Origin of the sequence: Psychrobacter sanguinis (assembly GCF_020736705.1) — a bacterium.
Taxonomy (GTDB): domain Bacteria; phylum Pseudomonadota; class Gammaproteobacteria; order Pseudomonadales; family Moraxellaceae; genus Psychrobacter; species Psychrobacter sanguinis.
The window spans coordinates 1108806-1122589 of the sequence record NZ_CP085990.1; the positions used below are offsets into that span (position 1 = coordinate 1108806).

The following is a 13784-nucleotide window of genomic DNA, read 5'->3' on the forward strand; positions in this document are numbered from 1 at the left end:
TTAATAGCACAAACGTCTGTAATAGAACCTAAGATTGATGAGTGTCTTCAGCCTTTACTTTTTCTACGGTCACTTTTACTTCTGGGGTATCAGCGGTCTCGTGATCAAGAACTTTTGGCTGGTTTTTGGCTCTGGCGTGCGCCTCTTCTTCATCCTTAACGGCATCTTTGAAGCCTTTAACAGCGCCGCCTAAGTCTTTGCCCGCATTTTTTAATTTAGAGGTGCCGAAGATAAGCACAGCAATGCCGAGGATAATTAATAACTGCATTGGAGATAGGCTCATGATAGTGTCCTTTTATTCAACTCATTAATTTAGTGAAAACTCTCGAACCATTTAAGATAAACAGAAGCCTATTGAGTACGGCTGTTCTTCTCATCAATACCAGAGAGCCCAAACCGTCTTGCTAACTCTACCAAGACACGATCGGACTGTATATTAAACCAAGCTAATGTGACAATTGTATGGAACCAAACGTCCGCTATTTCATAGATGAGATCGTCAGTTAAAGCCTGATACTCAGGGGCTGTCTCATTATCTGCACTAATCATAGTGTTCGTGGCGTTATTGGCAAAAGCCAAGTCTTTAGCCGCTATAATACTCTCTACTGCTTCTTCACCTACTTTTTCTAAAATCTTGTTCAGCCCTTTTGCATATAAGCTTGCCACATAAGAGCTTTTGGCATCGGCTTGTTTACGCTCTGCCATTACCGCATCTAACTGTTTTAGCACCGTACTGGCATCGATAGAGGTCGCCGTCTTTGTCGCCATACTTGGCGTCTCTCGGGTCTTATTATCGACCGTTGCTATTATAGCACTCGTTGTGTCAGAGGAAGTAGTGCCATAAATATCATCTGGGTCTTTAAGGACAGGCGCTACGGTTTCCCAGCTAGGTGACGCTGATGTCAAATCTAGCTTACGGTAAAAGCAAGATTTGCGTCCAGTATGACAGGCAATATCGCCAATTTGGGTCACTGTTAACACAATCACATCGGCATCACAGTCTAAATGAATGTCATGAACAATTTGAGTATGCCCTGATGTCTCTCCTTTGTGCCACAACTTGCCTCGTGAACGCGAAAAATAAACAGCAGTCTTGGTCTGAGCGGTAAGCAGCAAGGACTCTCGATTCATCCAAGCCATCATTAAGATTTCACCGGTGGTCTTATCTTGAGCAATTGCCGGTACTAAGCCATCGGCAGTATAGCTAATCTCATCTAACCATACTGGGTATTCGTGGTTATCACTATTAACATCATCTGTGCTAAGACGGTTGTGGTTTTCACTAGCTGGTGTATTGGGATTGGACATGAGGCGGCACCCTATTAATCAAGTTATATCTAAATATGGTCAAAGGTTAAGATTGGGGTCATGCTGGTATAGCTACTCAATACTGTAGTATATAGGTTTATATAAAAGACAGCATTACATTGTAGCGAATGAAGTGAGGCATTTATACCGCAAGTTACATCGCCTTTTATGATGCAGTATTGTTGTGATGCAATGTGTTGATACTCATGTTGAGACTAAGGTCTAAAGTTTTAAGAGTAGAACTTAAAATCCGCTTAAAGGTATGATTTTAGTTGGTTAACACTGTGGTATCTGATATAATGCGCGCTTCCCACCTCAAGGCAGTGCTGTAATTATCTTTATATCGAGCAATTAATTGCTGTTTATAAGGGTTAGTAAACACACTGACGAACAGGTTTTCCCTTGGCTGTTAAGTGAGCTGTTATCTTTTGATAATCGCTGATACTGGCAACAAAGAATAAGAGGTTCTTATGAAAGTTAAAATGAAAACTAAGCGTGGCGCTGCTAAGCGTTTCAAAAAAACTGCTAACGGCTTCAAACGCAAACAAGCGTTCAAACGTCACATTCTGACCAAAAAGTCTCCTAAACGTATTCGCCAATTACGTGGTACGAAACTGGTACATGTTGCTGATGTAGCTGCGGTTCGCCGTATGTGCCCTTATTTATAAACCCACTTAATTTCTAACGTTCTTATACTATTTTTAATTTAATGTATTAACAGTATAAGTTCAGGCAAATCAATTTATTAGGAGTATTTTATGGCCCGTGTAAAACGTGGTGTTCAAGCAAACCGTCGTCACAAAAAAATCTTAAAGCGCGCTAAAGGTTATTACGGCGCTCGCTCAAGAGTTTATCGTGTAGCTGTACAAGCTGTAACTAAAGCTGGTCAGTATGCTTACCGTGACCGTCGCAACAAAAAACGTACTTTCCGTCGTCTATGGATCGCTCGTATCAACGCTGGTGCACGTTTAAATGGTTTAAGCTATAGCCGTTTCATCAATGGTTTGAAAAAAGCAAACATCGAAATCGATCGTCGCGTTCTAGCTGACATCGCTATGCATGATGCTGCTGCATTCACTGCATTGACTGAAAAAGCAAAAGCTGCCTTAGCTTAATTTATTTTAATGTAGACAAATTAAGCACTAAGTAGTTATTATTGTTATAAAAGAAGCCATCGCATATGATGGCTTTTTTTATTTTATTTGCTTACAATTACTGAAGCTGAAAATTCATAACTATTATATAAACGCTTAAATTGCGGCCCACATTTAAATTGCAGCCAATAGTGAATACGCTTAAACTCTAGGTACCTGATATCGTACCAAGGCTGCCATTAGCCAACAAATTCTGAGAATGCTTACATGACTCAATCTGACGTTTCATCCCCTGACAACACAACATCTGCTCAAGACACTACGGCATCAAACAGCCCTGCTGAGAATAAACGTGGCTTAGCTGAGCTTATTGCCAGTCTGCCAAGCTTATCTGATGTTTTAAGTGAGTTAACCGAAGCCGACTTACAAGGCTATGTTGAGGCAGCTAAATCTGCGGTTAGTGAGATTGCAAATAGTGCTGACTTGCAGCAAATGCGAGTAACACTAACAGGTAAAAAGAGCGCCTTAACCGGTTGGTCAAAACAAATGGGTAAGCTTGATGCCGATAGCAAGAAGACCCTAGGGGGTTGGTTGCATCAAGTACGTACTCAAATTACTGATACGCTTAATGCCCAGCAGCAAGCTTTAGAAGAAGCGGCACTGACGGCCAAGCTTAATGCCGAGCGTGTTGATATTACGTTGCCAGCTCGTGGTCAACAAAAAGGTCAATTGCACCCAGTAACCATGACCGCACAGCGTATGCAGCAATTCTTTATGCAAGCAGGCTTTAACGTAGCGACAGGTCCCGAAGTTGAAAGTGATTATTATAACTTTGAGGCATTGAATATTCCGTCGCATCATCCTGCGCGTGCCATGCACGATACCTTCTATTTTGACGCACATTATTTACTACGCACCCATACCAGCCCAGTACAGATTCGTACCATGGAAGCGGGTGAACCACCGATTCGTATTATTTGTCCAGGCCGTGTTTATCGCTGTGACTCCGATCAAACGCATTCTCCTATGTTCCATCAGCTTGAAGGCTTAATGGTGACGGAGCACACCACTTTTGCAGAGCTAAAAGGCTTAATCAATGAGTTTTTAGAAGCCTTCTTCGGTAAGCAATTGACGGTACGTTTCCGTCCCTCATTCTTCCCATTTACTGAACCATCAGCTGAAGTGGATATCCTAGCAGACAATGGTAAGTGGCTTGAAGTTATGGGCTGCGGTATGGTCCATCCCAAAGTATTGACCAACTGTGGTATCGACTCTGAAAAATATACCGGCTTTGCCTTCGGCATGGGTATTGAGCGCTTTGCCATGCTTTATTATGGTATAGATGATTTACGTTTGTTCTTCCAAAACGATGTTCGATTCTTACGCCAATTTGGATAAGCTTGCAGACAGCGACATTTAGATATTAATGAGCGACTGTTTTAACAAGTCAATTAATATCCTATAACAAACATAATAATTTGACAGCCTTTTGAGAATTCTATGAAAATTAGCGAACAATGGTTACGCGAGTGGGTAAACCCCAATAATGATACACAGGCTCTAGCCGATCAACTAACTATGGCTGGCCTTGAAATTGATGATATTGAAGCTGTTGCGGCAGATTTCAGCGGTGTGGTTATCGGTGAAGTGATCAGTGTCGAGCCGCACCCTGATGCGGATAAGCTGCGCGTGACACAGGTTAATATCAATGCTGAAGCACCACTACAGATTGTTTGCGGTGCTCCAAACGTACGCGTAGGTATGCGCGCACCAGTAGCAACCATCGGGGCCAATTTGCCTAGTGAAGATGGCAAAGGCTTTAAGATTAAAAAAAGCAAACTGCGCGGTGTAGAGTCACAAGGCATGCTATGCGGCGCTTCAGAAATTGATCTACCAGATGTGGTCGATGGTCTGCTCGAGCTACCTGAAGATGCGCCTATCGGACTCGATATTCGTCAGTACTTTGGGTTAGACAATAAAATTTTAGACATCTCAATTACCCCTAACCGTGGTGACTGCTTTAGTGTACGCGGTATTGCCCGCGAAATAGGCGTGATTAATGGTCTAGCAACGACTGCGCCAGAAATAACCATGCAACAAGGTGAAGTTGATACGACTCAAGCGGTTACTGTTGAAGCAGTAGAGGCCTGTCCACGTTATTTGGCCCAGCCTGTGTTAAATATTGACCGTAGCATCGAAACTCCTGATTGGATGCAAAAAGCCTTATTACAAAGTGGGCAGCGCTTGCATAATTTCTTAGTCGATGTGACCAACTATGTGCTATTAGAGTTGGGTCAACCCCTACATGCATTTGATGCCGACAAATTGGTAGGCAAGATTCAGGTACGTATTGCCAAAGAGGGCGAGAAAGTTGAGCTGCTTAATGAACAAACCATTACTTTAAAGGGTGATGAATTGGTCATTGCTGATGATGAAGGTATCTTGGCATTAGCAGGTATCATGGGTGGCATGCGCAGTAGTGTCACTGACAGTACGACTAATATTGTTATAGAAAGTGCTTTTTTCGATCAGTTAGCTATTGCAGGTCGTGCCCGTCGTTTTGGGCTACACACAGATGCTTCGCAGCGTTTTGAGCGTGGGGTAGATTTTGAGTTACCTATGACCGCTTTAAACCGTGCGGTTAACTTGATTAGCGGTATCGCTAACGGTAAGGCTGGCCATATTACTGTGGTCGAAAATGTAGCTAAACTGCCAACCAGAGCAGCGGTTGAGTTGCCACTACACAAAGTTGCTGAAGTGATTGGTATTGAGATCGAAAAGCAGCGTATTATCGATATCTTGACTCAATTAGAGATTAAGGTGGAAGAGCAGCAACAGGATGGCGTAACTGTGTTAAGCTGTTTGCCACCAAGTCATCGTTTTGACATTGAAATTAAAGAAGATTTGATCGAAGAGATTGCCCGTATCTACGGTTATGACAACATCCCAAGTACGTTACCAAATCTGGGTGTTGACATGCGTTATGACGATACAGCAGATTTGACACATCGTTTAAAGTTAACCATGGTCGATGCCGGTTATATGGAAGCGATCAGCTTTAGCTTTAGTGATGAGAAGATTGAAAAAGCATTGGATGATGCTAAATTGGGTAATTTACTGGCGTTGGCTAACCCTATTTCTGCAGATTTAGCAGTGATGCGCCGTACCTTGCTATCAAGCTTGATTCCTTGCGTGCAGTATAATTTAAACCGTCAGCAGCCGCGTGTGCGTTTCTTTGAAACGGGCTTGAGCTTCGTTGGTGCGACGATTGATGAATTAGTGCAGACTCTAAGCTTAGCTATTGTGGCCACAGGTGATGTCAATCCTGAACAAGCACATAGCAATCGTCCTATGGACTTTTTTGATCTAAAACACGATGTAGAGCAGCTACTTCCTGCAACTTTAGAAGAGTCGCGCATCAGTTATCAGCGCAGTGAAATGGCATTTTTACACCCTGGACAAAGCGCTGAGCTATTAATCGATGGCAATGTAATTGGCTGGTTAGGTCAGCTTCATCCCAGTGTGGCACAGAAGCTTGATTTACCGACGACGTGGGTAGCGCAATTGGCTTTAGCACCTATTTTGCAAGAGGCCAGAGCGACTCAAACTATTGCAAGCCCTTCTAAGTTTCCACAAGTGCGCCGTGATATTGCTCTACTGGTAGATGCAGAAATTCCTCGTCAACAGTTATCACAGACCATTCGCAATGCTGGGGGTGAGTTGTTACAACAGCATTGGTTGTTTGATGTGTATCAAGGCGAGCATACTCCAGAGGGTATGCGTTCAGTGGCTTTTGCTTTAATTTGGCAAGACATTGCACAGACCTTATCAGATGAGGTAGTAAACGAGTCAATGCAACGTGTTATCACTGCGCTAGAGAGTGAACATGGGGCGCAGTTAAGAGACAGTTAATGGCAATTGCTTGTTTATTATTGCTATAAAGGCTATTGAGTTTTTGACACATTGTTTGATTTTTACTTTTGCTTAGGAAATGGAGGGCTAACCTCCATTTCCTAACATTTGATTTAAAATTGAATAATGTATTAGGAGGGTACCTTTTGAGTAGGATGCTCATAAGGTGTTAATATAATTATAATTCTGGGTCTTTTAAGGCCCAATTAAGGATTTTAGACGATAAGGAAGCCGTAATGATGGACAAACCAGAAACACTGACTAAAGCAGATATCATTGATCATTTAGTAAGTAAATTTGGATTTACTAGACAACAGGGTAGGATGTTAGTAGATTCCTTTTTTGATGAGATATATGATAATTTGGTAGAGGGAAGAGACGTCAAGCTTTCAGGCTTTGGCAATTTTATCTTAAAAGATAAGAAAAGCAGACCTGGAAGAAACCCTAAGACGGGTGAGGAAGTACAAATTTCAGCACGTCGAGTAGTGACCTTTAAGGCTAGTCAAAAATTGCGTCGCCAAGTAGAAGGTCAGCAGTTTTAATCTTTCTCCTAGCCTGAAACTTAATCTTAGTCATAACCTCAATTTTAATTGATTAGGTTGGTTTTCAATAGTGGGTGGTTGGGTAGTATGGGTATAGTAATAACACTATGACTTACTACTCACTAGAAGTAGTAAGTTCTGAATTTAGCAATACTAGAACTATGATTACCACTTTTTCAATCAATAGATACTGCGTAATAAAAAATAAATAGCCCAGTTGTCTATTAAAGCTATCTATTAAAATTGGTTATTAAAACTATCTATTAAGAAAGCAAAAAAAAGAGAGCCAATAGGCTCTCTTTTTTTTATACTATTACAAAGTAAAGTTACTAAGCAATAGACAGGTCTAATACCCTATTACTGAGCTGTAGTAGTTTCAGTAGTAGTAGTTGCAGTGTCAGCAGCAGCTTCTGCATCAGTAGCAGCAGCGTCAGCAGCAGCGTCAATGTTGTTAGCTTCTTGAGTAGCTTCAGCGTCGCCAGCAGCAGCAGCAGCTTCAGCGTCAGCAGCAGCAGCTTGAGTATCAGCTACAGCAGCGTCTGCAGCAGCAGTGTTTTCGCCTTCAGCAGCGGCTTGGTCAAGCTCAGCTGATGCGTCTTGTAACTCTTCTTGAGCATCGTTAACGTCTTCAACAGCGTTTTCTTTGTTGCTGTCACAAGCTGTTAAGCCCATAGTTGCTGCCATTAAACCTGAAAGTGCAAGTAGCTTAAGTTTCATAATTTTCTCCAAGAAAGTGAAATATAACTGACACAACACCTTATAAAAAGTTACGCAGAAATAAGAAGTATTGCTGTCGATTAACTTAATATAAATACAATTTTGCAGAGTCAGAATTCGTTAGCGATTATACATCACTAATATTACAAGTTAAAGTAAATTTGGTTAAACATTATATTTAGATACAATTTTTAACGAAACGATTGGAACAAATTACCAGTAAGTTTCGACTGCACTAGCCAATAAATATACAAAATAGCTATTTATTAAATTGGCAGGTGTTCTAAACTCTAGTTTTATATGTTTGCATATAATATAGATTTACTTGTAAAAAGCTACAAAATAATTTGGATAAAAAGTGACTAAATGTAAATATTTGAGTTAATCAGCAATAATTCATAGCGTAACCCTCAAATATTTGCTTATTATACTTTTTAACAGAATATCGTGCATCAAAAATTTTAGCCGGAGATTAATGAAATATCTGGTTATTGAGTTATATGTGTACAACTAGACTATAAATAAATGACTTATAGTCTATAACTAAGTGACTTAAAACTAACCGGCTTAAAGTTGAGTGGCTTAGAATTAAGTGATTTGCAATGAAATGATTTCCAAAAAATAATTTAACGACTAAACATTAAGAGGCAGCTATTATTAGACGCCCAAAGAAGTTTAAGTGATAATAGAGGCGAACTATATATGAAATGGCAAGGCGATAGACGTAGCACAAACGTACGTATGAGCGGCGGTAAAGCTGCCGGTGGCGGTATATTTGGTATTATCATTGGTTTAGTGCTGTGGTTGGTATTTGGGGTGAACCCAATGACTGCCTTTCAAACTGGCCAAAGCGTAACCGCTGGTAGTAGTAGTAGTACTCAACCCGTAAATGATGACAGTCGCGATACTCAGTTTGTAGAGACTATTCTGGCAAATACAGAAGATGTTTGGGACCAGATATTTAAAGACTTAGGCGGTACTTATAAAAAACCTACTTTAGTCCTATTTAATGGACGTACGAATTCTGCTTGTGGTAGTGCTACCTCTGCAACGGGCCCTTTTTATTGTCCTGGCGATCAACAATTATATTTAGATACTTCGTTCTTTGCTGAAATGCGTAATAGCCTAGGTATATCTGGAGATCAGCAGGAATCAGCTAATCCTGAAAACCAGGATAAAGCAGGTGACTTTGCCCAAGCTTACGTTATAGCCCATGAAGTAGGACATCACGTGCAGACATTACTTGGCATTTCTCAAAAGGTGACTGAAGCACGACGTCAATTAAATGAAACTCAAGCCAATCAATTATCCGTACGTCAAGAGTTGCAAGCAGATTGTTTTGCAGGAGTTTGGGCTAATTATAATCAACAACGTGTTGATTTCTTAGAACCCGGCGATATTGATGAGGCGCTACATGCTGCTAGCCAGATTGGAGATGATCGCTTAACTCGAGGTACAGTATCACCAGATAACTTTACCCATGGAACCAGTCAACAACGTGTTAATTGGTTCACCCGTGGTCTAAATAGTGGAAATATTAACAATTGTGATACCTTTTCAGGGTCTATCTAAATAAGATTTTTTATTGATTTATCTTAGTTTTGAATTGATATGATTGTTTCTATAATAGCTAAACATAAAAAAGCCTGCAAAAATTGCAGGCTTTTTTAATGATTAAATAATAATGTAACTAGCTACAAGTTAAATAATATTTGAAACACATACTATAAAAGCTTCATACTATCAAATCATAATGATTTAGTCTTACTCTAATTATTTAATCAATAAAGAACTAAAAATAAGTGCTTAATTAATCAAAATTATTTTAGTTAGTTTGATCAATAACGTAACCACTAACACCACCAATCGCTGCACCAGCTGCTGCACCTTTTGCGATGTCTTTGCTATTACCACCAGACTTAATTAAAGCACCTGCGACAGCGCCAGCAGTAGCACCTTTAGCAGTGTTGTTCATTGAGTTATAACCGCCTGTTGAGTTACAGCCCGCTAAAAATAGAGCAGAGCTAGTCATGGTTGCTAAAGCAAGAGTTTTGGTAAGTTTCATAGTGTCTTCCTTGTTGTGAGGCGTTATGAGAAACGAAAAAATGGGGAAAGTATTAATAACTTGTAATATTAAACTATCGATGATTAAACCCTGTATCAAAATGACTGGTCTTTGATTTTGATACGTAAATGTTGTTACGCTGGTGTGTCTGCAGTGAAGAAAGGTTACGTTTAGGCCTAAAAAAGACCCCAATGAGGGATCTTTTTTTAGGGGTACTTTACAAAGTACTGTAAAGACTTAGTTTTGAGATTTACGTTTCATTTGATCAAAGAAGTCGTCATTGGTTTTGGCTTCTTTTAAACGATCAAGTAAAAACTCTGTGGCCTGTACCCCATCCATTGGCTGCAATAGCTTACGTAAAATCCATACTTTTCGTAGCGTATCTTCGTCAAGTAAACGCTCTTCACGACGAGTACCTGATTTTTTGATATTAATCGCTGGGAAAACACGTTTTTCTGCCAGATCACGCTCTAAGGTAATCTCTTGGTTACCAGTACCTTTGAATTCTTCAAAGATAACGCTGTCCATCTTACTACCTGTATCTATTAAAGCAGTTGAAATGATGGTTAAGCTGCCGCCTTCTTCGATGTTACGTGCAGCACCGAAGAAACGTTTGGGTTGTGCCAATGCATTGGCATCGACACCACCCGTCAGTACTTTACCTGAAGAGGGAACAACGGTGTTATAAGCACGGGCTAAACGGGTAATTGAATCGAGTAAGATAACCACGTCCTGCTTATGCTCTACCAAGCGTTTGGCCTTTTCAATCACCATTTCAGCCACTTGTACGTGACGTTGAGGTGGCTCATCGAAGGTAGATGCCACAACTTCACCGCGGACCGTGCGCTGCATCTCAGTTACCTCTTCAGGACGTTCATCGATCAGCAGTACAATCAGATAGCACTCTGGATTGTTACGAGTAATAGATTGGGCAATGGTTTGTAGTAAAACGGTTTTACCCGCTTTTGGTGGCGCCACGATGATTGATCGTTGGCCTTTACCGATTGGAGCAATCAAATCGATTACACGACCCGTTAAATCTTCAGTGGTGCCGTTGCCCATTTCCAGTTTTAATTGTTCGGTGGGGAATAGGGGGGTAAGGTTTTCAAAAATAAGCTTATGACGTGAACGGTCTGGGGTATCAAAGTTGATTTCGCCTACTTTTAGAAGCGCAAAATAACGCTCTGAGTCTTTTGGAGGTCGAATGGTACCCGCGATTGAATCGCCTGTTTTTAAGCTAAAACGTCTGATTTGGCTTGGACTAACATAAATGTCATCAGGACCGGCTAAATAAGAGCCCTCTGATGAACGTAGAAAGCCAAATCCATCGGGAAGTACTTCGAGTACGCCATCGCCATAAATAGCTTCACCATTTTTAGCGTGTTTTTTTAGAATAGCGAAGATAATATCTTGTTTGCGGCTACGCGCAAGGTTATCTAGCCCCATTTCTTTTGCAATGTTTAGCAATTCAGCAACGGAGTTCTTTTTTAATTCAGTGAGGTTCATAGAAGTTTCGTTTGATGGTTGTTGAGTCATAGTCAGCTGCCGGTACGCCTATATAAACTATGCATATGCGATAGGTTATAGAAGTGCATGCGATACAAAGACATCGCTACACAGTGATAGGATTGATGGAAAATAAAGATAGGAAACAGAGTGTGTCATTAACATGAATAGTCTTACTTAGCTCAAGAAGATCTAAATTTCATTGGATATAAGAGTAGAGACCTAGCTATTTACAATGACTGCTTATCGATAAAGCAGAGAAAAAAACGTTGGTACTCAGATATTTATAATACTAATTTAGGAAACCTACTTTACTAAGTGACCATGGGTGGATTAAAAGGCACCAGCGGTTCAAACTTAGCTAGAGAAGGTTTTTTATCTGTACTTGGATTGCCCGTAGATTAAATAGGATGTATCACCTGAGATAATGGGCATTGTCATGAATCAACTCTATAGTGACTGACTTATATAGCAGCTGGCTTAGCTAGTTTAATAGCCATCAACTAATAGTAATGATTTAAATCAAACGCTATCAGACTGAGCCCACAATGACGCCATAATCAAACCCAATTTGAAACAGCATGGTAAGCAAATATTTAAATAAGTGCCAAACTGAATAAGTGCCAAACCTATTATTTCACAATAAATTAGTTATCAGGTACAGATAGGATATTCGGTAAAACTAGAAAGTGAGAGAAGATATTTTGTTTGTCAGTATCTGACTGTAAATCATCAATAAAAGACTATCAACTGGCGTATTGGTTAAGTCATACGCGGGTCAAAACAGAAGCATTTAGATAAGGGATGATTAAGCAATGATTGCATGCAGATAAGCGCATAATCACAGTAAAGCTGTCCTGATAGGGATCAGTCTTTAGTATGGCTCGCAAATTGACAATAGGTATTCTCTAGGAGTCAAACTATACGGTGTTTACCCGCGTCATGTCAATGGTTTTGTGAGTTTAAAACGCATTTTAGGGCGTATTTGTGAGAGATAAGTGGTTTATATTACGAGGATTTCTTCAATATTTTAAGTTTGATAGCTGGTCTACTCAACTGACAATAAAAAAGCGACTGTCAAAAACAGTCGCTTCTCGCTTGAATTATAAATAATTTAAAACCAATCGCTTATGGCTATTATAGGTGCTTGTCTAATAAAGCGGCTAAGTCAGCTTTAGGCTGTAGACCCATAACAGTATCTACTTTTTCGCCACCTTTGAAAACCATTAACGTTGGGATACTGCGAATACCAAAACGGCTAGCAGTTTCAGGGTTTTCATCGACATCTACTTTAACGATTTTCACTTTACCATTATAGTCATCAGCGATTTCTTCTAAGATAGGAGCAATGGCTTTACAAGGACCACACCAAGCTGCCCAAAAGTCTACTAGTACAGGTACATCTGACTGAGCAACATCTTGGTCGAAATTAGCATCTGTGGTGTTAATGATTAAATCTGACATGGTTCATTCCTTTTATAGAGAGTAATATCATAAGGGTAACTATTGTAAAAAAGAATAGGAAGATAGGACAGTTGATTATAGCTTGAAACTTATTATTAAGTGCGGCCTTTACATTTAAGTAAGTATGATAGAAGGTTAATAATAACTGGGTAAATAATGCCAAAGGTCCTACCATCCATTATTGAGACTATATTACCATTTATTGCTTCAACTTTTGTCTTTCGCCCGTTAAATATGGTTAATGATTGGTATCAGTTGGATTGATGATATACTGAGCCGCCTAAATTTGGTTAGAATCTGGGATGGTTGGTTATATCAAAACAGATTCTAAAACTTTCACCTTTTCCAAAAAATTGCGACCCGTTATGGCAATATCAATAGAGACCGTTAATCAACTCAATCTTGAAGAAACTCAATACGATGAGCAGTTCTTTAAGGACTTTATGACTCAAATAACTGTCTATGAGGACGATGATATTTTGTTGGTGGATAAACCAGCAGGATTGCTCAGTATTGATGGTAAAGACTTAAAGGTCAGCTTATTGTCTAGACTAGAGCGGGCCAATCCTGAGGTTAAGTTAATCCATCGCCTTGATATGGATACCTCTGGGCTTATGATATTCGGTAAAAATAAAGCCGCTCAGACCCACATTAGCAAACAGTTTATCGAACGTATCCCGCAAAAAGAGTACCAAGCCATTGTCAATGGCACGTTGGCAACGCCAGGTAAAAAGGGAGAGATTAATATCCCAGTGCGATATGAGCCTAGCATTAAGCCAAAGCACGTTGCTGATCCTAACTGGAAGAAGCATGCCTTGACCCATTATGAAGTACTACACCATGAGCTACGTCAAGGTAAGCCCGTTACCCGTGTAGCATTACATCCAGTGACAGGCCGTAGCCATCAGCTGCGGGTACATATGGTGCATTTAGGTCATGTGATTATTGGTGACCCTATCTATGCTGAAGGAGAAGCATTGAACTTATCACCACGGCTGAATTTGCACGCTCATAAGCTGCGTTTGAAACACCCTACGATGAATACTTGGATGGCATGGGAGAGTGTGGTTCCCTTTTAGTATGATTTCCTTTTAGTAGGGTTCTCTTTTAAAGGTTAGCTACGACTGGTTAGGCAAAATTTTACTAATTTTCTTTATTAAAAACTGCTAAAGTCTC

13 protein-coding genes are annotated in these 13784 nt (G+C 40.2%); 7 read left to right on the forward strand and 6 right to left on the reverse strand.

Annotated elements, in window-relative coordinates; genetic code table 11:
- Window positions 1-28 precede the first annotated feature (28 nt).
- Both LK453_RS04635 and hisIE read right to left on the reverse strand, forming a co-directional pair.
- The gene (locus LK453_RS04635; protein WP_007394881.1) at window positions 29-283 is read right to left on the reverse strand and encodes a Sec-independent protein translocase subunit TatA; all 255 of its coding nucleotides are present in this window, start codon (window positions 281-283) and stop codon (window positions 29-31) included.
- Between the two features lie 68 nt (window positions 284-351).
- A complete protein-coding gene (hisIE, locus tag LK453_RS04640) occupies window positions 352-1308 on the reverse strand; it encodes a bifunctional phosphoribosyl-AMP cyclohydrolase/phosphoribosyl-ATP diphosphatase HisIE (RefSeq protein WP_201536100.1) in 957 nt (318 codons plus the stop codon).
- A gap of 470 nt (window positions 1309-1778) precedes the next feature.
- Here hisIE and rpmI point away from each other — a divergent pair, with 470 nt between their 5' ends.
- The 5 genes from rpmI (at window position 1779) to LK453_RS04665 (ending at window position 6856) form a co-directional block, all read left to right on the forward strand.
- Window positions 1779-1976: a 50S ribosomal protein L35 gene (gene rpmI / locus LK453_RS04645; RefSeq protein WP_007394883.1), complete on the forward strand. Its 198-nt coding sequence runs from the start codon at window positions 1779-1781 to the stop codon at window positions 1974-1976.
- A gap of 90 nt (window positions 1977-2066) precedes the next feature.
- Window positions 2067-2423 carry a 50S ribosomal protein L20 gene (rplT, locus tag LK453_RS04650; protein ID WP_007394884.1) on the forward strand — a complete coding sequence of 119 codons (357 nt, stop codon included), beginning with the start codon at window positions 2067-2069 and terminating at the stop codon, window positions 2421-2423.
- A gap of 246 nt (window positions 2424-2669) precedes the next feature.
- Window positions 2670-3800, forward strand: a complete 1131-nt coding sequence (gene pheS, locus LK453_RS04655; protein ID WP_227674328.1) for a phenylalanine--tRNA ligase subunit alpha — start codon at window positions 2670-2672, stop codon at window positions 3798-3800.
- A gap of 102 nt (window positions 3801-3902) precedes the next feature.
- Entirely contained in the window at window positions 3903-6314 is a 2412-nt protein-coding gene (pheT, locus tag LK453_RS04660) for a phenylalanine--tRNA ligase subunit beta (protein WP_201536083.1), read from the forward strand.
- A 236-nt stretch (window positions 6315-6550) separates the two neighbouring features.
- Window positions 6551-6856, forward strand: coding sequence for an integration host factor subunit alpha (locus LK453_RS04665; protein WP_201536080.1), 306 nt, complete (start codon window positions 6551-6553; stop codon window positions 6854-6856).
- Between the two features lie 357 nt (window positions 6857-7213).
- Here the strand turns inward: LK453_RS04665 and LK453_RS04670 are convergent, their stop codons facing one another.
- A complete protein-coding gene (locus LK453_RS04670; protein ID WP_201541534.1) occupies window positions 7214-7573 on the reverse strand; it encodes a hypothetical protein in 360 nt (119 codons plus the stop codon).
- Between the two features lie 702 nt (window positions 7574-8275).
- Between LK453_RS04670 and ypfJ the strand changes: the two genes are divergently transcribed.
- Window positions 8276-9145 carry a KPN_02809 family neutral zinc metallopeptidase gene (gene ypfJ, locus LK453_RS04675; RefSeq protein WP_201536075.1) on the forward strand — a complete coding sequence of 290 codons (870 nt, stop codon included), beginning with the start codon at window positions 8276-8278 and terminating at the stop codon, window positions 9143-9145.
- 253 nt (window positions 9146-9398) lie between these two features.
- Here ypfJ and LK453_RS04680 read toward each other — a convergent pair whose 3' ends face one another.
- From LK453_RS04680 to trxA, 3 genes are all read right to left on the reverse strand, one after another.
- Window positions 9399-9638, reverse strand: a complete 240-nt coding sequence (locus LK453_RS04680) for a glycine zipper family protein (protein WP_201528287.1) — start codon at window positions 9636-9638, stop codon at window positions 9399-9401.
- Between the two features lie 237 nt (window positions 9639-9875).
- A complete protein-coding gene (gene rho / locus LK453_RS04685; RefSeq protein WP_041773372.1) occupies window positions 9876-11144 on the reverse strand; it encodes a transcription termination factor Rho in 1269 nt (422 codons plus the stop codon).
- 1137 nt (window positions 11145-12281) lie between these two features.
- Window positions 12282-12608 (reverse strand): thioredoxin, encoded by a 327-nt coding sequence (gene trxA, locus LK453_RS04690; protein WP_201528289.1) that lies wholly within the window; start codon window positions 12606-12608, stop codon window positions 12282-12284.
- Window positions 12609-12973: 365 nt separating this feature from the next.
- Here trxA and LK453_RS04695 point away from each other — a divergent pair, with 365 nt between their 5' ends.
- On the forward strand, window positions 12974-13687 hold the full coding sequence (locus LK453_RS04695; RefSeq protein WP_201536073.1) for an RluA family pseudouridine synthase: 714 nt from the start codon (window positions 12974-12976) through the stop codon (window positions 13685-13687).
- The last annotated feature ends 97 nt before the right edge of the window (window positions 13688-13784 follow it).